The 21,864-nt window shown below is 66.4% G+C and carries 23 protein-coding genes; 13 read left to right on the top strand and 10 right to left on the bottom strand.

All coding sequences use genetic code 11. The features are described from left to right. Positions 1–106 precede the first annotated feature (106 nt). Positions 107–397, top strand: coding sequence for a hypothetical protein (locus WKW82_RS04990; protein WP_340341143.1), 291 nt, complete (start codon positions 107–109; stop codon positions 395–397). Positions 398–546: 149 nt separating this feature from the next. Here WKW82_RS04990 and WKW82_RS04995 read toward each other — a convergent pair whose 3' ends face one another. Then, complete coding sequence (locus WKW82_RS04995; protein WP_340341144.1) at positions 547–2,244, bottom strand: long-chain fatty acid--CoA ligase; 1,698 nt, start codon at positions 2,242–2,244, stop codon at positions 547–549. Positions 2,245–2,418: 174 nt separating this feature from the next. Between WKW82_RS04995 and WKW82_RS05000 the strand changes: the two genes are divergently transcribed. Together WKW82_RS05000 and WKW82_RS05005 are read left to right on the top strand one after the other, a co-directional pair. Continuing rightward, positions 2,419–2,856 carry an OsmC family protein gene (locus WKW82_RS05000; RefSeq protein WP_340341145.1) on the top strand — a complete coding sequence of 146 codons (438 nt, stop codon included), beginning with the start codon at positions 2,419–2,421 and terminating at the stop codon, positions 2,854–2,856. Between the two features lie 262 nt (positions 2,857–3,118). Further along, entirely contained in the window at positions 3,119–4,267 is a 1,149-nt protein-coding gene (locus WKW82_RS05005) for an SGNH/GDSL hydrolase family protein (protein ID WP_340341146.1), read from the top strand. 15 nt (positions 4,268–4,282) lie between these two features. Here the strand turns inward: WKW82_RS05005 and WKW82_RS05010 are convergent, their stop codons facing one another. Further along, positions 4,283–5,113 carry an isocitrate lyase/PEP mutase family protein gene (locus tag WKW82_RS05010; protein ID WP_422823414.1) on the bottom strand — a complete coding sequence of 277 codons (831 nt, stop codon included), beginning with the start codon at positions 5,111–5,113 and terminating at the stop codon, positions 4,283–4,285. Positions 5,114–5,206: 93 nt separating this feature from the next. On the opposite strand from WKW82_RS05010, the gene WKW82_RS05015 reads away from it, so the two are divergent. The 3 genes from WKW82_RS05015 to WKW82_RS05025 all read left to right on the top strand — a co-directional run bounded on the left by WKW82_RS05015 (position 5,207) and on the right by WKW82_RS05025 (position 7,437). Continuing rightward, complete coding sequence (locus WKW82_RS05015; protein WP_340341147.1) at positions 5,207–5,866, top strand: DUF1439 domain-containing protein; 660 nt, start codon at positions 5,207–5,209, stop codon at positions 5,864–5,866. Beyond that, on the top strand, positions 5,863–6,870 hold the full coding sequence (locus WKW82_RS05020) for a glycerophosphodiester phosphodiesterase (protein ID WP_340341148.1): 1,008 nt from the start codon (positions 5,863–5,865) through the stop codon (positions 6,868–6,870). Before WKW82_RS05015 ends, WKW82_RS05020 begins: the two co-directional genes overlap by 4 nt. Positions 6,871–7,215: 345 nt before the next feature. After that, the gene (locus WKW82_RS05025; RefSeq protein WP_340341149.1) at positions 7,216–7,437 is read left to right on the top strand and encodes a hypothetical protein; all 222 of its coding nucleotides are present in this window, start codon (positions 7,216–7,218) and stop codon (positions 7,435–7,437) included. Positions 7,438–7,457: 20 nt separating this feature from the next. Here WKW82_RS05025 and WKW82_RS05030 read toward each other — a convergent pair whose 3' ends face one another. Next, positions 7,458–7,958: a thermonuclease family protein gene (locus WKW82_RS05030; RefSeq protein WP_340341150.1), complete on the bottom strand. Its 501-nt coding sequence runs from the start codon at positions 7,956–7,958 to the stop codon at positions 7,458–7,460. A gap of 78 nt (positions 7,959–8,036) precedes the next feature. On the opposite strand from WKW82_RS05030, the gene WKW82_RS05035 reads away from it, so the two are divergent. After that, the gene (locus WKW82_RS05035) at positions 8,037–9,437 is read left to right on the top strand and encodes a DUF2252 domain-containing protein (protein WP_340341151.1); all 1,401 of its coding nucleotides are present in this window, start codon (positions 8,037–8,039) and stop codon (positions 9,435–9,437) included. 134 nt (positions 9,438–9,571) lie between these two features. Then, the gene (locus WKW82_RS05040) at positions 9,572–10,579 is read left to right on the top strand and encodes a P1 family peptidase (RefSeq protein ID WP_340341152.1); all 1,008 of its coding nucleotides are present in this window, start codon (positions 9,572–9,574) and stop codon (positions 10,577–10,579) included. On the opposite strand, the gene WKW82_RS05045 is transcribed toward WKW82_RS05040, so the two are convergent. Beyond that, positions 10,505–10,855, bottom strand: coding sequence for a hypothetical protein (locus tag WKW82_RS05045; protein WP_340341153.1), 351 nt, complete (start codon positions 10,853–10,855; stop codon positions 10,505–10,507). The genes WKW82_RS05040 and WKW82_RS05045 overlap by 75 nt on opposite strands. A 188-nt stretch (positions 10,856–11,043) precedes the next feature. Further along, entirely contained in the window at positions 11,044–11,811 is a 768-nt protein-coding gene (locus WKW82_RS05050; protein WP_340341154.1) for a helix-turn-helix transcriptional regulator, read from the bottom strand. 157 nt (positions 11,812–11,968) lie between these two features. Here WKW82_RS05050 and WKW82_RS05055 point away from each other — a divergent pair, with 157 nt between their 5' ends. Continuing rightward, positions 11,969–13,306: a TAXI family TRAP transporter solute-binding subunit gene (locus WKW82_RS05055; protein WP_340341464.1), complete on the top strand. Its 1,338-nt coding sequence runs from the start codon at positions 11,969–11,971 to the stop codon at positions 13,304–13,306. Between the two features lie 9 nt (positions 13,307–13,315). Here WKW82_RS05055 and WKW82_RS05060 read toward each other — a convergent pair whose 3' ends face one another. Continuing rightward, a complete protein-coding gene (locus WKW82_RS05060) occupies positions 13,316–14,410 on the bottom strand; it encodes a PQQ-dependent sugar dehydrogenase (protein ID WP_340341155.1) in 1,095 nt (364 codons plus the stop codon). A 182-nt stretch (positions 14,411–14,592) separates the two neighbouring features. Here WKW82_RS05060 and WKW82_RS05065 point away from each other — a divergent pair, with 182 nt between their 5' ends. Beyond that, entirely contained in the window at positions 14,593–14,820 is a 228-nt protein-coding gene (locus WKW82_RS05065) for a hypothetical protein (protein ID WP_340341156.1), read from the top strand. A gap of 238 nt (positions 14,821–15,058) precedes the next feature. Here the strand turns inward: WKW82_RS05065 and ettA are convergent, their stop codons facing one another. The 3 genes from ettA to WKW82_RS05080 are packed head-to-tail and all read right to left on the bottom strand — an operon-like array spanning position 15,059 to position 17,388. Continuing rightward, entirely contained in the window at positions 15,059–16,720 is a 1,662-nt protein-coding gene (gene ettA, locus WKW82_RS05070; protein WP_340341157.1) for an energy-dependent translational throttle protein EttA, read from the bottom strand. 19 nt (positions 16,721–16,739) lie between these two features. After that, positions 16,740–17,150 carry a type II toxin-antitoxin system VapC family toxin gene (locus WKW82_RS05075; protein ID WP_340341158.1) on the bottom strand — a complete coding sequence of 137 codons (411 nt, stop codon included), beginning with the start codon at positions 17,148–17,150 and terminating at the stop codon, positions 16,740–16,742. Position 17,151: 1 nt separating this feature from the next. Continuing rightward, complete coding sequence (locus WKW82_RS05080) at positions 17,152–17,388, bottom strand: AbrB/MazE/SpoVT family DNA-binding domain-containing protein (RefSeq protein WP_340341159.1); 237 nt, start codon at positions 17,386–17,388, stop codon at positions 17,152–17,154. A gap of 333 nt (positions 17,389–17,721) precedes the next feature. On the opposite strand from WKW82_RS05080, the gene WKW82_RS05085 reads away from it, so the two are divergent. Together WKW82_RS05085 and WKW82_RS05090 are read left to right on the top strand one after the other, a co-directional pair. Next, entirely contained in the window at positions 17,722–19,581 is a 1,860-nt protein-coding gene (locus WKW82_RS05085; protein WP_340341160.1) for a DEAD/DEAH box helicase, read from the top strand. Positions 19,582–19,706: 125 nt separating this feature from the next. After that, positions 19,707–20,102 (top strand): MAPEG family protein, encoded by a 396-nt coding sequence (locus WKW82_RS05090; RefSeq protein WP_340341161.1) that lies wholly within the window; start codon positions 19,707–19,709, stop codon positions 20,100–20,102. Between the two features lie 86 nt (positions 20,103–20,188). On the opposite strand, the gene WKW82_RS05095 is transcribed toward WKW82_RS05090, so the two are convergent. Beyond that, positions 20,189–20,563, bottom strand: coding sequence for a hypothetical protein (locus WKW82_RS05095; protein WP_340341162.1), 375 nt, complete (start codon positions 20,561–20,563; stop codon positions 20,189–20,191). A gap of 253 nt (positions 20,564–20,816) precedes the next feature. On the opposite strand from WKW82_RS05095, the gene WKW82_RS05100 reads away from it, so the two are divergent. After that, complete coding sequence (locus WKW82_RS05100; RefSeq protein WP_340341163.1) at positions 20,817–21,830, top strand: endonuclease/exonuclease/phosphatase family protein; 1,014 nt, start codon at positions 20,817–20,819, stop codon at positions 21,828–21,830. Positions 21,831–21,864: the final 34 nt, after the last annotated feature.

Consider the following 21,864-nt stretch of genomic DNA (forward strand, 5'->3'; position numbering starts at 1 on the left):
ACCCACGATTGGCGCCCAATCGAGGTTCGCTGGGTCAATGAACCAAGTCATCGACCTGAGCACTTCAGTCCGCCTCCCGCGGGCCGTCTTTTTCAGGAAAATTCGCATGAACGACGTTATCGATCAAAAGGACCAGGGAACCGCCGCCCTGTTCGACACCGCATTGGCCGCCATTGCCACCTGGATTGAAATCCTGCAAGCCGAGATCCGCTCGCACTGCACCTCCGCGCGCCCGCTGAGCAAGCAGATCCACCCGCTCACGCGCAAGGTTGCCGAGGCGGTCACCGCGGGCCGCAAGCTGCGACGGAACGACCTCGCGGCCATCAACGCGACCATCGACTTCTATACCTCGCTGATCGAGGCGCATCGCCAGGACGAAGAAGCGCATGCTGCCTGAAGACCCGTTGCTGTTGATCGGCTTCCAGGTTTTCATCGGCCTGTGGACCGCGCTGGCTTTGGCGGTCGTGCATCTGGGGTGAATCTGCTGCCTTCGGCGTGGAGAAAATCGCGAGACGCGTATCAGGCGGCAACCGCACCGCCAGACGCTCAGCCCTTCACCGCCGACTCCGCCTCCTGCAGCAACCGCCACATGACTTTGCCGCTGCCACTCTTCGGCAGCGTATCGACGAACTGCACCTTGCGCGGGATCTTGTAGACCGCCATGTTCTCGCGGCACCAGTCGATGATCTCCTGCTCGGTGGTGTCCTTGTGCGTGGCGCGCAGCACGATCACCGCCTTGACCGATTCACCGCGGTACTCGTCCTTGGTCGCAATGACGCAGGCTTCCTGGATCGCGGGGTGCTTGAACATCAGCAATTCCACCTCCGCCGGCCAAACCTTGAAGCCGCTCGCGTTGATCATGCGCTTCAGGCGGTCGGTCATGAAGAAGTAGCCGTCCTCGTCCATGCGGCCCATGTCGCCGGTGCGGAAGAAGCGCTTGCCTTCGAAGTCGACGAAAGCCGCCGCGGTCGCGTCCGGACGCTTCCAGTAACCCTGGAACACCTCGGGGCCGTGCGTGATGATCTCGCCCGATTCGCCGATCGGCAGCTCCTTCAGCGTGTCCGGGTCGACCACGCGCGAGTCGGTGCTCATGTACGGAATGCCGAGGCACTGCTGCTTCGGATTCTCGAAGGGGTTGGCATGCGAGGGCGCGGCCGTCTCGGTCAGGCCATAGCCTTCCTGGTACTTGAGGCCATAGGAATCGAGCAGGCGCTGCGCGATGGCCTGCGGCATCGCCGCGCCGCCACCGCCGATGTAGACCAAACTGCTGAGGTCATAGCTCGCAAAATTGGGGCTGGCCAGCAGGTCGATGACCATGGTCGGGATGTTGGTCCAGCTCGTGACCTTCCAGCGCGAAATGAGGCGGCCGGCCACGTCGCGGTCCCAGCGCGGCATGATGACCATGGTGCCGCCGAACACGATGGTCGTGTGCATCAGGCTCACCGTGCCGGTGATGTGGAACATCGGCACCACGGCCAGCATCACCCCTTCCGACGAACCCAGGCCCCAGAGCTGGCTGGCGAAGGCGTTGTGGTTGAGGCTCGAATGGTTGTGGATGCAGCCCTTGGGCAGGCCGGTGGTGCCGCTGGTGTAGGGCAGCAGCGCCATGTCGTTGGCGCCCACGACGTGCGGTGGCGCCTCGTGGTCGGCGTTGACCGCTTCCTTCCAGGTCATGACCTGGCCGCCTTCGAGCTTGGCCGGCGGGTATTGCGTCAACAGCCAGTCGCGCCAGGCGGGGGCCGGGGCTTCATCACCTTCCACGGCGGGATCGAAAGTGTCGGTGAACTGCGTGACGATCAGGTGCGCCAAGCGCTGTGCCGGCGGCAGCGCGTCGCTGGCCTTGGCCAGTTCGGGCGCGAGGTCGCCGGTGGTGATGGCGACCTTGGCGTCGGGGTCGGTGATGTAGTGCTTGAGTTCCTCGGCCCGGTTCATCGGGTTGACCGGAACGACCACGGCATTGGCCCGCAGGATTGCGAAGTGCGCGATCACGAGTTGCGGGCAGTTCTGCATGTCGAGCACGACACGGTCGCCGCGCCGCACGCCCAGGGCGTACAGCGTGCCGGCCAGGCGCTCGGTCTGCGCCAGGAACTCACGGTAGGTGATGACGCTGCCGAAGAAGACCAGCGCGGGCTTGTCTGGATAGCGGGCAGCACTGGTGGCCAAGTTGTGCCACAGCGAGGTGGCGGGTACGGTGATCGACTTCGGCAGGCGCGCGGGCCAGAACTTGTAATGCGGGCGGTCCATTGGGTCTCCTGGAGAGAGGCCGAGCCTACGCGGCAGCGCAGCAATCCCAAATCAGGGAAGCCCCAATGGCGTCACCTTGGCGACGTTCGGCTGGGATGCGACACATGACTACAGACAAGTCCGCCGCGACGACCTACAACCGCAGGTCGTTCAACCCCTACGCGAGGAATCCACATGCCCGAAAAGCACGCAAGCGTCCATTGGGAAGGCGCCGGCAAGACCGGCAAGGGCCAGATCAGCACCGAGACCGGTGCGCTGAAGGCCTACCCCTACGGCTTCGCCAGCCGCTTCGAGGACGACCGCAAGGGCACCAACCCCGAGGAGATTCTCGGCGCGGCGCACGCGGGCTGCCTCACGATGGCCTTTGCCTTCGCGCTGGAGGGTGCGGGCCTGGCGGCCACGTCGATCGATACCAAGGCCGCCGTGCGTTTGGTGAAGGATGGCGACGGCTTCAAGATCGACCGCATCGCGCTGGAACTCGAAGCGGCCATTCCCGGCATCGATGAAGCCACGTTCCAGAAGATCGCGGCCGGCGCCAAGGCGGGTTGCCCGCTGTCGAAGGCGCTGGCGAGCGTGCCGGAGATCACGATGAAGGCGACGCTGAAGAGCTGATGCCTCTTGTGCGGGCGGCAACGGCTCCCCCGCCTTCTGAAATGCGCGTCCCCGGTGGTAGTTCGCCATCGTGATACCGCGCGGTATGTTGCTTGCAGGCATCAACTAACGGCGCACCTCATCGGGGATTTCCCCCGGGCTCATTCCATCTGTCATTTCCGCGACCGCAGCACTCCTGGACGCACTTCAAGAATCGCGGCGGGGCTTGGCGTGCGCGCCATCCCCGTTTACCTCGATCGATTGAACTCCCGGAGACAGACAGATGAAAAAGAGCAGCGTCAAGGCCTTGCGCTTGACCGCCATGTGCGTGGTGTTAGGCAGCGCCCTCGTGGGCTGCGGCGGTGGTGGCGGCGGCTACAGCTTTCCCATCGTGACCACGCCCCCCAGGACCGAGGCGCCGCCACCCGATGCGCGTGTGGCGATCACCTCGGTCACCGTCTTCGGCGACAGCCTCAGCGACGTCGGCACCTATGCGGCCGCCACCGGGGACCCTGCCAACCCCGGCAAGTTCACGGTCAACCCCGGCAAGCTCTGGGTCGAGAACATCGCCGGCTTCTTCGGCCTGACCGTGAAGCCGAACCGCTCGCTCACGCTGGACGAAACCGCCAGCGGCGTGGCCGGTGCCGGCGTGGGCACCGCTACCGCGATTGGCGGCAACGGCTATGCCGAAGGCGGCGCGCGCATCGACGCACTCCCCAGCGAAAGCGGCATCGGCAACAACCAGATCGTGGCGCCGATCTCGCGCCAGATCACCAGCTACCTGGCCAGCCACGCCAAGTTCCCTGCCAGCGAACTCGTCATCCTCGACGGCGGCGGCAATGACACCTACGCGCAGTTCAGCTCGGTGTGCTGGGGCACCGACGACAACGGGCCCGGCACGGGCGGCGGCAAAGCCACCATCGCGGGCGCAACCAGCGAGATCGTGACGGCCGCCAATGCCCAGGTCGCCAACATCAAGCGCATCCATGACAACGGCGCGCCGGTGGTGCTGGTGGCCGCGGCGTCGGACTGGGGCAGCAACCCCTTCGGCGCGCACTACCTGAGCGATGCCTACCAGACCACCGGCTGCTACACCAAGGTGCCTGCGTCGCAGATCACCGCGTGGACGACGCAGTTCAACACGATCCTGCAGGCCGGCATCGCAGGCATGAGCAACGTGATCTACGTGGACGCCGCGACCGACTTCGCGGACGCCGTGGCCAACCCGTCGAAGTACGGCCTGGTGAATGTCGACGCGCCTGCCTGCACGGTGGCCAGCGCCGCCTTCTGCACGGCGGCAACGTTGCGGGCTCCGGACGCCGCGACGACCTGGCTGTGGTCGGATGCGTTCCACCCGACGCCGCGCGGGCACCAGATCTTCTCGGACGCGGCGCTCAACGCGCTGAAGGCGTCGACGAAGAAGCCATCCTGATGGGATGAGGCGGCGTCATGCGCGGAACAGGCCGTTGAGTTCCACGCCCGACGCCGCGTCCGCGAAGCCATCGAACCTGCCCTGCTCCGACAGCCCGCGCGCCGCGCGCATGAAGCCGCCCCATGCCGCGCGCGCCAGCGCACCGCCGACGCTCACGCGCCGCACGCCCAGCGCCGCGATGTCGTGCATCGTCAGGTCGCTGGCCGAGCCGACCAGCAGGTTCACCGGCTTCGGCGACACGGCCGCGACCACGATCTCGATCTGTTCGCGGGTGCGGATGCCCGGCGCGTAGAGGCAATCGGCACCGGCCTCGGAATAGGCCTTGAGCCGGGCGATGGCATCGTCCAGGTCCGGCCGCCCGGCAAAGAAGTTCTCGGCGCGGCCGACCAGCAGGGTGTCGCCACCGGCCTTGTCGATCGCATGGCGGGCCGCGCGAATCCGCGCGACCGCCACCTCGATGTCCAGCAACGGATCGGCAGGATCGCCGGTCGAATCCTCGATCGACAGGCCGGCCACACCGGTCTCGATGGCCAGGCGCACGCTTTCCGCGACGCCTTGCGGATCGGCCGCGAAGCCGCTCTCGAAGTCCGCGTTCACCGGCAGGTCGGTGGCCGCCACCATCTCGCGCAGATGCGCCAGCACCATCTCGCGCGACATGTCGCCATCGGCGAGGCCCAGCGACCATGCACAACCGGAACTGGTGGTGGCCAGTGCCTTGAAGCCCAACGTCTTCAAGTAGCGCGCGCTGCCCACGTCCCATGGGTTCGGAATGACGAAGCAGCCGGTCGCGTGCAGTTGCCGGAAGGCGCGGCGCCGGGCCGCGATGTCGGATGAGGAAGGGGTCACGATGTCACCTCCGTGGCGTTGTGCGGCGCCCATCGTAGCCGGCGAATGCACCACTGGCACGGAACGTTCGTGCTGTGGCAAGCTCACGAAAGCATGAGACCCACTCCCGACTGCGCCTGCGGCGCCTCCACCTCCAGCGGGCGCAGCCAGCGGGCCGGCGAAGCCGATTCCGCAAGAGCCCTCGAACGGACTTCACTTTCACGACGCGGCCTCATCGGCGGCCTGGTTGGCGCCGCCTTGCTGCCGACGCCATTCCCCGCGCTCGCCGGCTTCAACTTCTTCACCAGCGAATACACCGCCAGCCGGGCCGAGCTGGAGGCGCAGATCGTCAAGCGCTTTCCGGTCCAGCAGCGCTATGCGGAGATCTTCGAGGTGCTGCTGCGCGATCCGCGGCTGACGCTGGATGCCCGCAACAACCGCGCAGCCATCTCGGCGATCGTCGTCATCGGCAGCCCGCTGATGCAGCCGTCGGCGGTCGGCGGCATCGTGTCGGTCAGCAGTGCATTGAAGTACGACGTTGCTGCATTGACGTTGCGGCTGGACCAGCCGCGCGCCGACCGCATCGAACTGCAAGGCCTCGGCGGGCGCGACGCTGCGCGGCTGCAGCAAGTCGGCGGCGTGGTCGCGCAGGAATTGCTGCGCGACTATCCGCTGCACACCTTCAAGCGCGAGGAACTGACCGTGGGCCGCAAGACCTACGAGATCGGCGCGATCACGGTCCTGGACGATGGCATCAAGGTGGAACTGAAGTGACGGCGCTTGTCCGGTGCATCTCGGTGTTGGCGGGAGCCTTGCTGGTGGGTTGCGTCGCGCCGCCGGCCTCGTCGGCAGGCAGCTTCGATCTCCAGGCCCATCGCGGCGGCCGCGGCCTCGCGCCCGAGAACACGCTGGCCGCGTTCCGCAACGCGATGCAGCTCGGCGTGACGACGCTCGAACTCGACATCGGCCTGACCGCCGACAACGTGGTCGTCATCTCGCACGACACCGCCCTCAATCCCGACCACACGCGCGATGCCAGGGGCGCATGGTTGCCGGCCGTCGGCCCCACGATCCGCTCGATGACGCTGGCGCAAGTCCAGGCCCATGACGTCGGCCGGCTCCATCCGGACAGCAGCTACGGCAAGCCCTTCAGCAGCCAGAAGCCCAGCGATGGAGAACGCATCCCGACACTGGCCGCACTCTTTGCACTGGCCAGCGAAAGCGGCAACACGCAGGTCCGCTTCAACATCGAGACCAAGATCGACCCCACCAGGCCCGACGAGACCGCCGCGCCCGAGCCGATGGTGCGCGCCTTGCTCGCCGAGATCGACAAGGCCGGCATGGCCCGGCGCGTGACCATCCAGAGCTTCGACTGGCGCACGCTCGCGCTGGTCGGCCAACTGGGGCCCGACCTGCCACGCGCCTATCTCACGAGCCCGCGGACCTTGCGTGACAGCCGCTGGACGCTGGGCCTCGATGCCACCAGCTTCGGCTCCACGCCACTGTTGGTGCAGGCCGCCTCCGCCGGCGGCAAGGCGCCGGTGATCTGGTCGCCAGCGTTCAACGACCTGACTCCGGCACAAGTCCGACAGGCGCAGGCGCTGAAGATGACGGTACTGCCCTGGACGGTGAACCAGCGCGTCGACATGTTGCGGCTGCTGGACATGGGGGTCGACGGCATCATCACGGACTTTCCGGATGTGCTGGGTGACGTGCTGCGAGAACGCGGTGTCGCGGCAATGGATCATCGGGTCCTGCCTGTCACGACGGCTCGCTGACGAGCCGTTGCCGATTCGACCCCTCGTGGCTTCGCGCAATCCCGTGCGAAGTACGCAACCAGCGCGTCCGCACGCGGCCGATACTCGACGTTCACGCGATTCCCTTCCCTGGACGCGATGTGCACGACGACTGCGGCGCTTCTTTTGTCAACCTTCGTTGCCTCCCTACACGATTGACGTGCCGCCAGTGTGCAACCGATCACATCCGTGGCCTTCTTTGGAGCGCCAACCACTGGATTGCCGCTACGACAAAAGTTAGTCTGGATGCGGGCGTTTCAATTCCGCCAAGGCCATTCGTTCTGCATGAGAACCGCCAGCGCTGACGCCCCCGCGAAAGGACACGCCATGAACGCGCACAGCATTGAACTGATCGTCGACGAGCCCATCCCGGGGCACTATTGCTGGGTCCTGCTGAAGCAGGAGGCACCCGACCAGAACCCGGTCCCCGTCGACTACGCCGCCGGGCCGATGCCCACCTACACCGCCGCCATGAGGGCCGGCATTGCGGCCCTCGAACGGCGCGCGGAATCGCGCGCGGCATCGAAGGAACCGAACACGCTCCACTGATTCATTCACGGGTCGCGCCCTCAGCGCGGACGCGGATGTTCCTGGCGCCAGGTCCATGGCGCCACCGGATCGCCGTCCCGCCAAAGGCCTGCATGCTTCCCCTTGGCCTCGACCTCGGCAAACTCATACTGGCCGCGCTCCTGCGGCGTCTGTTCCTCCGCGTAATGCGGCTCCCACCACGCCAGGCCCAGCGTGACCAAGGTGAGCCCCGCATCCAGCGTCCTCGCACACGGCTCGCGTGTGCATGAAGGCGGCGCCACCATCACCTTGCACACGCTTCGGCCGTAGCGGTCCGGGTTGCCACGGCATTCGAGCCGGGCCATCTTGTCGAGCACGAGCCCGCTCAGGGCCTGCCGGGCCCGACGCCCGAAAGCCTGGTTGCTTTCCGGCGCGTCGATGCTGGCGAGACGCACCGTGAGCAGGTTCTGCGGCAGCGCTGCTTCGTCGCAGAGCGCCTTGAGGGTGTCGCCATCCGAGACGGACAGCACGAGGCAAAGAATGGCAGTGGCGGCAATAGGCATGAGCCATATGGTGCCAAACAAATCGACATGCGCTACGCTCTTTGCCCACGGCCGCATTCGCGGTAGCCGGGAGTCCATGTGGCCAAGGAAAGCAAGCAGAAGCCCGCAGCACCCACCCGACCTCGCCTCTCGCGCGACGAGCAGCAGGCACTCGGCAAGAGCCTGCGCGAGAAGTGCCCACGCGATTCCCATGGCGCTTGGAATCCGCCGCCCGATCGCCCCAGTCCGCTGGCACTGATCGACCAGTCCAACAAGGGCCGCGTCCCCGACCTGATCCCGCTGCGCATGGGTCGGATGGTGCGCACGCCCTTCACCTTCTACCGCGGCGCCGCGCTCAACATGGCGCACGACCTGGCGAACACGCCCGTCACGGGCCTGCGCGTGCAGGCCTGCGGTGACTGCCACCTGATGAACTTCGGCGCCTTCGCGACGCCGGAGCGGCGGATGATCTTCGACCTCAACGACATGGACGAGACGCTGCCCGCCCCATGGGAGTGGGACCTCAAGCGGCTGGCCGCCAGCTTCATCCTGGCTTGCCGCGACAACCGCTTCGGCGAAGGCTCGGCGCGCGATGCGGCGATGACCTGCGTGCGCTCGTATCGGGAGCGCATGGCGGAGTACAGCCAGATGTCGGCGCTGGACACCTGGTACTCGCGCATCGAGATCGAGCAGGCCGTGGACGCCCTCAGCAACGCCGACGGACGCAAGCGCCTGGCAAAGCGCATCGCGCAGGCCCGCGCGCGCAGCGTGCTTGAGCACGACTTCCCCAAGCTCGCCGCCATGCGGGGCGAGGAGCCCTCGATCAAGGACAACCCGCCGCTCGTCTACCACCCGCGCAACATCGACGAGGAATCCTTGCTGGAGCAAGCCCGCGAAGCCTTCGCCATGTACCGCGAGTCGATTCAGGAAGACCGCCGCACGCTGATCGACCGCTACGAACTCAAGGACATCGCCTTCAAGGTGGTCGGGGTCGGCAGCGTAGGCACCTTCTGCGGCGTGCTGCTGTTGATGGCCAACAAGGACGATCCGCTCTTCCTGCAGGTGAAGGAAGCACGCGCCTCGGTGCTGGCGCCCTACGCGGGCAAGAGCCTGTATCCGAACGAAGGGCAACGGGTGGTCAACGGCTATCGGCGCATCCAGTCTGCCAGCGACATCTTCCTGGGCTGGACCATGGGCCGGCATGGCCGCCATTACTTCGTGCGCCAGCTCAAGGACATGAAGGTCAGTGCGGAGGTCGAGATCATGCAACCCAGTTCGATGACCGAGTACGCCGAGCTGTGCGGCTGGACGCTCGCTCGCGCCCACGCGCGCTCGGGCGAGGCCGCGGAGATCAGCGGCTACCTGGGCAAGAGCGAATCTTTCGACAAGGCGATCATGAAATTCGGAGTGGCCTATGCGGACCAGAACGAAGCCGACCACGAGGTGCTGGCCGACGCCGTGCGTTCCGGCCGGGTCGAGGTGACGGTCGAGGCCGAATGAGCCTGCCCGCGATACGACTTTGCAATCAAGCGCAGGACAAGGCGGAGCGCCGCAGACGGTGCTGTAGCACGGCAAGGCGATTCAACGCAGTCATGCGCCTGATTGCGAAGTCGGGTCGCCTATCATCGCCGCCGATGTCCTACACCCCGTTGCCGCCCGCAGGCGCCATCACCGATGTCGCCAGCATCGAGGTTGGCCACTTCTCCGACACCCGCCGCCCCACAGGCTGCACCGTCATCCTCACGCGCGAAGGCGCGGTCGGCGGCGTCGATGTGCGCGGCGCGGCGCCCGGTACGCGCGAGACCGACCTGCTGGCGCCGGGCAACCTGGTCGAACGCGTGCATGGCGTGATGCTCGCCGGCGGCAGCGCCTGGGGGCTGGCCGCCGCGGAAGGCGCCATGCGTTGGCTGGAGGAGCGCGGCGTCGGCATGGACGTGCGCTACGGCACGTTGCCCATCATTCCGGCCGCCGTGTTGTTCGACCTGCCCATGGGCGACCCGCGCATCCGGCCCGACGCGACAGCGGGCTACGCGGCCTGCGAGGCGGCGACGTGCCAAGCGCCGGCCGAGGGGAATGTCGGCGCCGGCAGCGGTGCGCTGGTGGGCAAGTTGTTCGGCATCGACCGGGCCATGAAGGGCGGGATCGGCACGGCTTCGGTGACGGTGGCCGGCGTCACCGTCGGCGCGCTGATCGCATGCAACGCACTCGGCGACGTGATCGATCCCGACACCGGGCAGGTCGTGGCCGGCGCGCGCACGGCGGATGGCCTCGCGCTGCTCGACACACGCCGCGCGTTGCTGCGCGGCGAACTGCCCCAACCCCTGCTGGCCGGCACCAACACCACGATCGGCGTGGTTGCGACCGATGCGGTGCTGACCAAGGTGCAGGCGAATCGCCTCGCCATGGTGGCGCACGACGGGCTGGCGCGCAGCATCAACCCGGTCCACACGATGAGCGACGGCGACACGCTGTTCGCGCTCGCCACCTGCCGCGCGCCCGGCACCGGCGCCACGCCGGGGATGACGGTGCTGAGTGCGATGGCGGCGGAAGCGGTGGCGCGCGCGACGCTACGCGCCGTGCGTGCTGCGGAATCGCTGACGGTGGGCGGCCGCCATGCGCTGGCCGCGCGGGACTTGCGGTAGCGGCGGCATGCTGGCGGCCGGCACGCGCGACTCCGCGTGGGGTTCCATCGACTGGCCCTGGTCGTTCGAAAGCTTGTCGAAATCGCCCCGCACGACGGCCACCAGGTCCATCGCGACCAGCACCAATCCGCAGCCCGCCGCGCAACGGATGAGCTCACTGACCAGTTCGAGTTCGGGCACGATGTCCTGCCCCGCCACCACGGCGAGCAAACCGATCGAAAGCAACTGCACCGCAACCTGTGCGGCAACCGGAAGACCTAGATTGTGTTGCGACATGGGCACTCCTCTCCCTCTGTATTCAGGCCGGCGCCCTACGGCGAGGATCGCTGTGCTGGCGGTTTCAGAAGGCCTGGCCGATGTCGAAGGGCATCGAATCGACACCCAAAATGTAAGTACTGGACGCTCTCGTAACAATTCCCCCGCTTGGGTGTATGCATATCTGCCCATGACTGCATGCCACACATTCAACTGCCCGGCGCCACGAGATCGGGCTGGCTGGCCAGGATCATCGAAACCAGTTCGGTGCGGTTCTTCACGCCGCAGCGGTGCATCAGCGGGCTGATCCTGCTCTTGATGGTTTCGGCGCTCTTGCCGAGCAACTGGCCGATCTCCTTGTTGGTCTTGCCCTGGATCAGCAGGCGGACGATGTCCTCCTCCACTGGCGTCAGCCGCAAGCGCCGGACCGGCACGGGAGTCGGCGGCGCCGCCATCGACTGCTGGATGCGGCACAAGGCGGCATGCAATGCGGGCAGCAACGCAAGCTGGAGCGCTTCGCCGCGGGCCTCGAATTCGGGTGGCACGTTGTACAGGGCGATCGAGGTCAGGAACTGGTCAGGCCCGCATGCAAATCGATCGCCGAGGGCCAGCAGGTTGTGCATGCCTGCGTCCTTGAACGTGGACAGCCAGAGGGGATTCACGCCAGCGACGTCGCACCCGCGACCCGCATCGAAGAACATGTACCCCTTGCCGCTCGACACAAGCCGGCTCAACATCGGGCTGACCACGCTCGCGCCCAGCCGCACGATCGTGGCCAGGTAGGCGGCCGACAGGCCCGCGCTCCACAACTGGGTGCCCGTGTAGCCGGCGGAATGGGCCAGCGCATGGCCCGCCAGCGCTGCGCGATGAGGCACCAGTTCCTGGAGCGGCCCGTCCAGCCAGCGCTTCAGAGCGTCAGCGTGGTCGACCTTTTCCAGACTCCCGGCCCAGCCAGCGCCGGGCGTTTGTATAGTCACTTCGTTCCCCCTGAAAGACCCCGTGCCTCTCGCCCAGGCGCGGCCTGCCATTGAACTCAATTCACTGTTACCAACTGCAACATATCATCATTCTGATGACGATCCCGGATGCACGTCAAATGCTTTGCTTGCAAGCACCGATGACTGAAAACCTTTGATTCACATGCCACGTGCCCTTCGTCTCTTTCTGCTGACTATCCGGGACCTGATTGTCTCGATCGGGCCGGTGATCTTCATCGTGATCGGGCTGCTGATCGCTGCGTACTGGTACCTCGATCCGCAGCCGCCAAAGACCGTCGTGCTGGCGACCGGCCCGCAAGGCAGCGCCTATGCCGAGTTCGGCAAGCGCTACCAGCAGTCGCTCGCAGCCAGCGGCATCCAGGTCGAGTTGAAGACCACCGAGGGCGCGCTCGACAACCTGGCCCTGCTGCGCAGCGGCGGCGCCGACGTGGCCTTCGTGCGAGGCGGCGCGGCCGATCCGGTGGCGGACGAGGAGGCCGGCATCACCTCGCTGGGCAGCCTCTTCTACGAACCGATCTGGGTGTTCTACCGCGAGGAAGTGGGCCGCAAGATCGATCGCAAGACCGGACTGCTCACCTCGCTGGCGCAGCTCAAGGGCCTGCACGTCAACATCGACAAGGCCGGCAGCGGCGTGCCGCAGATCATGGAGAAGCTGTTCGCCGCCAACCACATGGACACGAAGGACATGGACCTGTCCCATCTGGACCCGGCACCGGCCAACGCGGCGCTGCAGGCCGGACTGATCGATGTCGTCGTGCTGGCGTCGGCGCCGCAATCGCCGCTGGTGCGCGAACTGCTGCGCTCGCCGAACATCAGGCTGATGCCCTTCGACCAGGGCGACGCCTATGCGCGGCGCTTCGCCTTCCTCTCGGCCGTGGCGTTGCCGCGCGGCGTGGTCACGCTGGACAAGGACATCCCGCCGCACGACGTGGCGCTGCTGGCCGCCACCACTTCGCTGCTGTCGCGCGAGGAAACGCACCCTGCCCTGCGCCAGCTGTTCGCGCAGACCGCGCAGAAGCTGCACAGCGAGGCCGGCTGGTTCAACCGCGCGCGCGACTTTCCCAACACGCGCACGAGCGAACTTCCGGTCAGCCCCGAAGGCGACCGCGCCATCAACGGTTCGCCGCCGTTCTGGCAACGCTACCTGCCCTTCTGGGCCAGCAACCTGGTCGAGCGCATGTGGCTGGTGCTGGGCGGCCTGATCGTGCTGATGCTGCCGCTGTCTAAAGTGGTGCCGCCGCTCTACACCTTTCGCGTGCGCTCGCGCGTGTTCCGCTGGTATGCGCGGTTGCGCGACGTGGAAACCCGGCTGGAAGGCGGCACCGGCGAGCACGAGGCACTTCTCAAGGAACTCGACGACATCGACCGCAAGGTCAACAAGGTGGCGGTGCCGCTTTCGTATGCGGACGAGCTCTATGCGCTGCGCAACAACATCCTTGCCGTGCGCAAGCGGGTGATCGCAGCGCGGCCTTGAGCTTGTCGATCAACGCGTGAGTCGCAGCAGTTTTCCGCTCGCGCCGTCGGTCAGCACGTACAGCCAGCCGTCAGGTCCCTGGCGCACGTCGCGGATGCGCTCGACCCGCTCGGCCAGCAGGCGCTCGCGCGATACGACCGTGTCGCCGTTGAGCGTGAGGCGCCACAACGCCGCACCGGCCAGCGCGCCGACGAACAGGTTGCCCTGCCATTCGGGAATGTTCGAGGCCGAATAGAAGGCCATGCCGCTGGGTGCGATCGACGACTTCTGCGTGCCGGGCGTCCAGGCCGATCCGTCTCTCTTTTCCCAGTACGCAGCCGGCTGCTCCATGCCGGCCTTGGCCGTGCCCTCGCCGACCTGGGTGAGCCCGCCGTACTCCTGGCCGTAGCTGATCACGGGCCAGCCGTAGTTGCGACCCGCCTGCGTCAGGTTGACCTCGTCGCCGCCTTGCGGGCCGTGCTCGTTGGTCCACAACTGGTTGGTGCCGGGGCGCATGGCCGCGCCCTGCGGGTTGCGATGGCCGTAACTCCAGATGGCAGGCTGCGCGCCCGGCACGCCGAAGTTGGGATTGCCCGGCGCCGCGCCGCCTTCGGTGGTGATGCGCACCACCTTGCCATTGCCGCGCGTCAGGTCCTGCGCAAACCCGCGCTGCGAATCGAGCAGCCGTTCGCCCATCGTCACGAAGAGATAGCCCTGGTTGTCGAACGCGAGCCGCGAGCCGAAGTGCGCCTCGCTGTTCGCGACCTTGGGCTCCTGTCGATAGATCACCGTCACGTTGGCCAGCGTGCGCCTGTCCGCATCGAGCACCGCGCGCAACACGGCGACACCGTTGAGCGCCGGAACGGCCGCATCGCGCTCGGCGATCGTCATGTAGATGCGCTTGTTGGTGGCGAAGGCCGGATCGAGCGCAACGTCGAGCAAGCCTCCTTGCCCAGCGCTGGCGACTGCGGGGACGCAACACACGGTGTCGTCGCCACCATTGACCACGGAGCCGTCGGCGCTGCGAATATGAAGGCGGCCGGTGCGCTCCGTGATGAGCATGCGGCCATCGGGCAGGAAGGCGAGCGACCAGGGGTACAGCAGGCCCGTGGCGACCTCCGTCACTTTCAGCGGACCCGAAGGTGGCGCGGGGGCGGGGGCGGGGGCGGGGGCGGGGGCGGGCGTGGGCGGGGGCGCGGGGGCTGGCGCTGGCGCGGGTGGCGGTGCGCTCACCGGTGGTCCCGCGGGGGCGGGCGCCGGGACGGGTCCGGGCGCCGGTGATGGGGCGGGTGGTGGTGCGGCCATCGGTGGCCCCGCGGGCGCAGTCGCGGGGGCTGGTCCCGGCGCCGGCGCCGGTGTGGGAGCGGGTGCTGGAGATGGCGCTGGAGATGGTGCAGGTGCAGGTGCAGGTGCAGGCGATGGTGCGGGAGACGGCGCGGCCGCCGGCGTGCCCGGAGCCACCGGGGTGCCCGAAGGGGCGGCCGGTGCAGATACCGGCACACCCTCGGTGGTCACCGGCGTCGTGGAAGCAATGAGGGGAATTGCAGCGCCACCGCCCCCTCCCCCGCCGCCGCAACTCGCAACCAACATGGGCGCGGCAGTCCAGAGCAATCGCATCGAAACATTCATCCCTGACCTTCTTTCATCGTTCGGTGATTCTCGACAGGCATATGGTGCAAGTTTCAGGCCCAGACCGCCGAAAAAAAACCGCCTCGCGGCGGTTTCATTTGTAAGCGCAGACCCCGTTTCCGGGGCCTTTGTAGGTCGGGCGATTTACTTGAGCGCCTTGTAGCGCATGCGATGCGGCCGCGCGCCCTCTTCGCCCAGGCGTCGCTTCTTGTCGGCTTCGTACTCCTGGTAGTTGCCGTCGAAGAAGGTCCACTGGCTGTCGCCTTCGGCCGCGAGGATGTGCGTCGCGATGCGGTCGAGGAACCATCGGTCATGGCTGATCACCAGCACCGAGCCTGCAAATTCCAGCAACGCGTCTTCCAGTGCACGCAACGTTTCCACGTCGAGGTCGTTCGACGGTTCGTCCAGCATCAGCACGTTGCCGCCGGCGATCAGCGTCTTCGCCAAGTGCAGGCGTCCACGTTCACCACCCGACAGCGTGCCGACCTTCTTCTGCTGGTCGCTGCCGTTGAAGTTGAAGCGGCCCGCATAGGCGCGGCTGGCCATCTGGAACTTGCCGACGTTGATGATGTCGAGGCCGTTCGAGATGTCTTCCCACACGGTCTTGTTGTTGGCCAGTTCATCGCGATGCTGGTCGACGAAGGCCATCTTCACGGTGGAGCCGACGATGACTTCGCCCGAATCCGGCTTCTCCTTGCCCGCGATCAGCTTGAACAGCGTCGACTTGCCGGCGCCGTTCGGGCCGATGATGCCGACGATGGCGCCGGCCGGCACGTTGAAGCTCAGGTTGTCGATCAGCAGGCGGTCGCCGAAGGACTTGCTGACGTTCTTGAACTCGAACACCTGGTTGCCCAGGCGCTCGGCCACGGGGATGAAGATTTCCTGCGTCTCGTTGCGGCGCTGGTATTCGACATCGCTCAGTTCCTCGAAACGGGCCAGGCGCGACTTGCTCTTGGCTTGGCGTGCCTTCGGGTTCTGGCGCGACCATTCGAGTTCCTTCTTCAGCGCCTTGGCATGCGCCTCTTCGCTCTTCTGCTCCTGCGCAAGGCGGTCGCCCTTCTGCTCGAGCCAGGTGCTGTAGTTGCCCTTCCATGGAATGCCGCGACCGCGGTCCAGTTCCAGGATCCATTCCGCCGCGTTGTCGAGGAAGTAGCGATCGTGGGTGATGGCCACGACAGTGCCGCTGAAGCGCTTGAGGAACACTTCCAGCCACTCGACCGATTCGGCGTCCAAGTGGTTGGTGGGTTCGTCGAGCAGCAGCATGTCGGGCTTGGACAGCAGCAGGCGGCACAGCGCGACGCGGCGCTTTTCACCACCGGAGAGCAAGCCGATCTTCGCGTCCCACGGCGGAAGGCGCAGCGCGTCGGCGGCGATCTCCAGTTGGTGCTCGGAGTCGGTGCCGGCGGTGGCGATGATGGCTTCGAGCTCGGCCTGTTCAGCGGCCAGCGCATCGAAGTCCGCATCCTCGGCGGCGTACAACTCGTAAACCTGTTCGAGCCGCGCCTTGGCCGCGTAGACCGCGCCCATCGACTCTTCCACCGACTCGCGCACCGTGTGCTCGGCGTTGAGCTTGGGCTCCTGCTCCAGGTAGCCGATGGTGAGGCCCGGCATCGGGATGGCTTCGCCTTCGATCTCCTTGTCGACGCCGGCCATGATCTTCAGCAGCGACGACTTGCCGGAGCCGTTGAGGCCCAGCACGCCGATCTTGGCGCCGGGGAAGAAGCTGAGGGAAATGTCCTTCAAGATCTGCCGCTTGGGCGGCACGGTCTTGCTGACGCGGTTCATTGTGTAGACGTACTGGGCCATGTTGGGTGTCTTTGTGTCTTTACTCGGGTGAAATCAGTTTGATCTTGGGAAAGTAGGTCTTGTAGCGGGCACGGTCGCGTGACACGAGCGTGCACCCGATCAGTTGCGCATGCGCGCCGATGTAGAAGTCGGGCAGCAACGACGGTCGCGTCCCGCCCGCCTTGCGGTATTTGCGGAACGCCACCGCCGCGCCGCGTGCGGCGGCGTAGGGCAACTCCAGCCGCTCGTAAAGCCGGGCCGGCAAGGCGGCATCGGTATCGCGGTCGGAATTGAAATAGGCCGAAACCTCGGCATAGATCAGCGGATTGATGGCCAGCTTGCCGCGCCCCAGGCAATCGGTGATGGCGGCGGCAGACCAGTCCATCCAGTTTGGGTCTTCGTGAATGACGTCGATCAGGACGTTGCTGTCGATCAGGAAAGTCTCGCTCACTTCAGCGTTCGCCCCGCGTCATCTCAAGCCATTCGTCAGCCGACATGTCAAGGTTGGACGTGGCGCTGCCACGCAGCAATGCGATGGCCTCCTCTGCGGGCGTGTTTTTGCGCTTCACGGGGCGGACCACGATCTGCTTGTTCTTGTATTCGAACTCGACCTCGTCGTAGGGCTTGAGCCCCGCGAGTTCGCGGATGTTCTGGGGAATGGTGACCTGCCCCTTGGACGTGAGCCGCATGCTGCGCTCCTGGTAATACTGGCTTGGTAAGAGTTTACCGCATGACCGCAAGAGCCTCGGTTGAAAGGGCCGTCGGGCCAGTTTGCAGGAAGCTGGCGGAGGCCTTTCGGAAGCGTCCGCACCGCAATCTTGACGAGTCATGCGACAATACGGGTCGTTGCCGGGTCCAGTTGCCCGCAACAGCGGCTCTTCTGCCGGGGACAAGTCGGCTCATCACAGGCCTTCGGCTCCCACTCCTGATCTCATCTGCCTTGACTGGCCGGGTCGCTCCCAGACAAAAGAGCACCACGGCGGGCTGATGCCACTGCGCCATGGAAGGCGCTATTACTCTCAATGAACTTTGACGATCTGAAGTTGGCCCCGGCCATCCTGAAGGCTGTGCACGAGCACGGCTACGACACCCCCACCCCCATCCAGGCGCAAGCCATTCCCGTGGTCCTCGAAGGCCACGACCTGCTGGGCGGCGCCCAGACCGGCACCGGCAAGACTGCAGCGTTCACGCTGCCGATGCTGCATCGCCTGGCCACCGGCGAAACGGCCACCAACAAGTTCGGCGGCATCGGCATCCGTGCCCTGGTGCTGACCCCCACGCGTGAACTCGCGGCCCAGGTCGAAGAGTCTGTTCGCACCTACGGCAAGTACCTCGAACTCGACTCCACCGTGATCTTCGGCGGCGTCGGCATGAACCCGCAGATCAGCAAGCTCAAGAAGGGTGTCGACATCCTCGTGGCCACGCCTGGCCGCCTGCTGGACCTGCAACAGCAAGGCATGCTGGACCTCGCGCAAGTCCAGATCCTGGTGCTCGACGAAGCCGACCGCATGCTCGACATGGGCTTCATCCATGACGTGAAGAAGGTGCTGGCACTGGTGCCCAGGGACAAGCAGAGCCTGCTGTTCTCGGCCACCTTCAGCGACGAGATCCGCGACCTCGCGGCCACGCTGCTGAAGAACCCGCAAAGCGTGCAGGTCACGCCACGCAACACCACCGTGCAGCGCATCACGCAGGTGATCCACCCCGTGGGCCGCGGCAAGAAGAAGCAACTGCTCGCGCACATCATCAACGAGCACAACTGGAGCCAGGTGCTGGTGTTCACCCGCACCAAGTTCGGCGCCAACAACGTGGCCGAGTTCCTGACCAAGAACGGCATCGAGGCGATGGCGCTGCACGGCAACAAGAGCCAGAGCGCGCGTACACAGGCGCTGGCCGGCTTCAAGAGCGGCGAGATTCGCGCGCTGGTCGCCACCGACATCGCGGCCCGCGGCATCGACATCGACGAGTTGCCGCACGTCGTCAACTACGAGATCCCGAACGTCAGCGAAGACTACGTCCACCGCATCGGCCGCACCGGCCGTGCCGGCAACAGCGGCGAGGCCGTGAGCCTGGTCTGCCTGGACGAGGAAGGCTTCATGCTGGAGATCGAGCGCTTCACCAAGCAGACGATCCCGGTCAAGCTGGTCGACGGCTTTGGTCCCGAAGCCGGTGAACGCGCCGAGCCCATCGCCATGGGTCGCCAGACGATCTGGGGCGGCGCCGGTCGTCCGCCGAGCCGTGAAGTGATGCAGGCGGCCGCCAAGGCTGCGCGCACGGAGATGCTGCAGCGCGTTCGCGAGAACAAGGCTGCGCAGGGTGGCGAAGGCGGCGGGCGTGGCGGCAATGGCGGTCAACGTCGTGCCGGTGGCGCCGGCAATGCCGGTGCTGAAGGCCGCAACGCAGGTGGCGCAGGCCACGGCGCCGGCGGAGGTGCAGGCGGCCAAGGCGGTCGTCGCCGTCGCGGCGGTGCTGGCGCCGGCGCGGGTGCTGGAGGTCATCAGGGCGCCGCGCGTGCACCGCAACCGCACGCTACGCATCACGGCCATCAAGCCAATCACGGCATGCCGCATGAAGAGCGCCAACCGCGCCATCACGGCAACAGCCACAGCCCGACGCAAGCCGACCAGGTCGCGCATCGCCGCGCTGAATCGGTCGCCAGCGGCGTTGCGGGTCAACCGGATCCGTTGCGCACCAGCGTCGACAGCATGGGCGGCGGCCGCGGTCGTCGCACGGGCGGCGGTGGTGGTGGTGGCTACGGCGGTGGCAACCGTTCGGGCGGCGGCGGCCGTTCGGGTGGCGGTGGCTACGGCGGTGGTGGTCGTTCGGGCGGCGGCGGCGGTTATGGCGGCGGTGGCCGCTCCGGCGGCGGTCGCTCGTACTGAGCGTCCAGCTTGGGCCGAGCCCGGCCTGAATTCCCTCAAGAAGGCGCCGACTCGGCGCCTTTTTTTGTGGAGCGGCGGTCACTGTCTCCCCTTACACTCGCCCCCATTTCCAACGGGAGACTGCGATGACCGACACCCTCAAGTTCGTTGTCTACACGGCCATCCTCACCTGGGTGGCGCTCCTTGCGGGGAGCCTCATCCGCGCCAGGGGATGGACCTTCGCGGGGACGATGCTGGCCATCGGCAATCGCGACAGGATGCCGGAGCCAACGCCATTGGCGGGTCGCGCCATGCGCGCAGGCCAGAACACGCTGGAGGGTTTCGTGCTCTTCGCGGCCATCGCCCTGGCCGCCCATGCCGCCGGCGTGGATGGTCCGAAGGTCGCCATGGGCGCGCAGATCTTCTTCTGGTCGCGTGTCCTCTATCTGCCGGTCTATTACGCCGGCATCACCTACCTCCGTACCGTCGTGTGGCTGGTTGGCTTCGCGGGCCTGGCCATCATGATCTCGGCCATGCTGTAGCGGGCCGGTCGGAACTCAACGAACGTACTACTTGGACACTGGCGGACCGCAAGGCGCACTCGCGATTCACGGCTGGATCAATTCGCTCATCGGTTCTCGTGATGCTCTTTCTCGAAGCGCCGTTCGGCCGCAATGAGGTGGGAGATCAGCACATGCGAAATCAGGTTCACGCCGATGCCGCCGAACATCAACGGGAAGAGGTAGAGCGCAAAGGACAGCTCCGACAGGAAGAGCGCGTCATCGGCGAGAGATGCCGTCGTGGCCGCGAGCGCGGCCATGTGCCGCAGGAAGTAGATGTCGAGCCCGGCGATCGCCACAAGCGTGATGCCGAGCACGAGCACCGTGGTGCGCGACACGGCCCGCTTTGCCAGCAGGGCCGCGTAGATCACGATCGGCACCGCCACGGACGCGATGGCCATGAACCAGAAGCTCAGTTCCGCAAAGACAGAATTCGTGTTCATCTCGAATGATTCCTGAGGCATCAGCCAGGCGGGTGCCACGCGCACGAAGAGTTGGTCGATCCAAGCCTGCCACGCGAAGTTCAACGCGTTGCGCAAGCGGGTCCGTGAGCAATCTCGCCTTCTGGGGAACGTTTTTGGGCCGACCCCGGGCCGATTCTGCCGCCAAGGGGTTTGGGCAGCGCTGGATCGGTTGCTTGTGCGTCGCGGCGCGGGCCATCACCGGTACTTGCTCAGCGTTGCCTAAGATCGCGCCATGCCCGACATCCCACCCAACTTAGCCACCCTCTTCCTTGCCACCGGCAACCTGCTGAACCTGGCGCTGCCGAACCGCATCTTCTACGAGAACCAGGACGGCTACACGCAGCAGGAGTACGAACGCAAGATCGCCTGGACCGGCGAGCGCTTTCGTGCGCTCAACGCGGACGTGCTGGCGGTGCAGGAAGTGTGGGACGAAGCGGCCTTCAAGGACGCGATCGGCGCGAGTGGGCTGCGCTATGACTTCGTGTCGGTGCCGGGTGCGGAGAACACGCCACCGGCCCAGGGCGCGCAAGGCACGCCGCGCGTGGGCATCGCGACGCGGTTGCGTGTGGAGGAACTTCGGTCTTTCACCGAATTCCAGCCGGGCTTTGTCGTCGATGTGCCGGGGCTCGGTCCGCACACGCGCTTCGAGCGCCCACCGCTGCTGGCCACGCTGCGCATGAAGCATGGGCAGTTGGTGCACGTGATGTCGGTGCACCTGAAGTCGAAGCGGCCGAAGTTCCTGCAGGATGCGAACGGCAATGCCATCGAGGACCGCGACGATCGCAAGGTTGCCGTGCGTGCGTCGTTGCGCTCGCTGCTGATGCGGGGCGCCGAGGCGGCTGCGTTGCGCTGCATCGTGATCGACCTGCTGCGCGGCTCGGGCACGCCGCTGGTCGTGATGGGCGATTTCAACGACAACCCGCACAGCGTGACGACGCAGCTCGTGGCCGCGACCTCCGACGTCGCCTACGACAAGGCCGCGCGCGACGTGGCCTTGTTCAATGCCTACGAGATGCAGGGCGAGTCGGCGCTGAAGAAGGACGTGGCCTATTCGCACATCCACCAGGGCTATCCGGAGGTGCTGGACCAGATCCTCGTCAGCGAGGAGTTCATGCCCGGCAGCCACCACAACCTCGGCGACGTGCGGCGCGTCGACTACTTCAACGACCACCTGCACGAAGGCCGCGACCGGTCGCGCTCGGACCACGGCTTCGTGCGGGCGCTGTTGCGGCTGCGGACAAACTGAACCCACCCGCCCTCGCCCAACGCCACTGAAGGGA

The sequence above is a fragment of the Variovorax rhizosphaerae genome, from assembly GCF_037889975.1.
Taxonomy (GTDB): domain Bacteria; phylum Pseudomonadota; class Gammaproteobacteria; order Burkholderiales; family Burkholderiaceae_C; genus Variovorax; species Variovorax rhizosphaerae.

Excerpts from the sequence above, each read along its gene's own strand:
- WKW82_RS05005 (WP_340341146.1), top strand. The coding sequence starts at position 3,119 with ATGAAAAAGAGCAGCGTCAAGGCCTTGCGCTTGACCGCCATGTGCGTG.
- WKW82_RS04990 (WP_340341143.1), top strand. The coding sequence starts at position 107 with ATGAACGACGTTATCGATCAAAAGGACCAGGGAACCGCCGCCCTGTTC.
- WKW82_RS04995 (WP_340341144.1), bottom strand. The coding sequence starts at position 2,244 with ATGGACCGCCCGCATTACAAGTTCTGGCCCGCGCGCCTGCCGAAGTCG.
- WKW82_RS05085 (WP_340341160.1), top strand. The coding sequence starts at position 17,722 with ATGAACTTTGACGATCTGAAGTTGGCCCCGGCCATCCTGAAGGCTGTG.
- WKW82_RS05030 (WP_340341150.1), bottom strand. The coding sequence starts at position 7,958 with ATGCCTATTGCCGCCACTGCCATTCTTTGCCTCGTGCTGTCCGTCTCG.
- WKW82_RS05080 (WP_340341159.1), bottom strand. The coding sequence starts at position 17,388 with ATGCGGCTCACGTCCAAGGGGCAGGTCACCATTCCCCAGAACATCCGC.
- WKW82_RS05090 (WP_340341161.1), top strand. The coding sequence starts at position 19,707 with ATGACCGACACCCTCAAGTTCGTTGTCTACACGGCCATCCTCACCTGG.
- WKW82_RS05015 (WP_340341147.1), top strand. The coding sequence starts at position 5,207 with ATGAGACCCACTCCCGACTGCGCCTGCGGCGCCTCCACCTCCAGCGGG.
- WKW82_RS05100 (WP_340341163.1), top strand. The coding sequence starts at position 20,817 with ATGCCCGACATCCCACCCAACTTAGCCACCCTCTTCCTTGCCACCGGC.
- WKW82_RS05045 (WP_340341153.1), bottom strand. The coding sequence starts at position 10,855 with ATGTCGCAACACAATCTAGGTCTTCCGGTTGCCGCACAGGTTGCGGTG.
- WKW82_RS05095 (WP_340341162.1), bottom strand. The coding sequence starts at position 20,563 with ATGAACACGAATTCTGTCTTTGCGGAACTGAGCTTCTGGTTCATGGCC.
- WKW82_RS05040 (WP_340341152.1), top strand. The coding sequence starts at position 9,572 with ATGTCCTACACCCCGTTGCCGCCCGCAGGCGCCATCACCGATGTCGCC.
- WKW82_RS05000 (WP_340341145.1), top strand. The coding sequence starts at position 2,419 with ATGCCCGAAAAGCACGCAAGCGTCCATTGGGAAGGCGCCGGCAAGACC.
- ettA (WP_340341157.1), bottom strand. The coding sequence starts at position 16,720 with ATGGCCCAGTACGTCTACACAATGAACCGCGTCAGCAAGACCGTGCCG.
- WKW82_RS05025 (WP_340341149.1), top strand. The coding sequence starts at position 7,216 with ATGAACGCGCACAGCATTGAACTGATCGTCGACGAGCCCATCCCGGGG.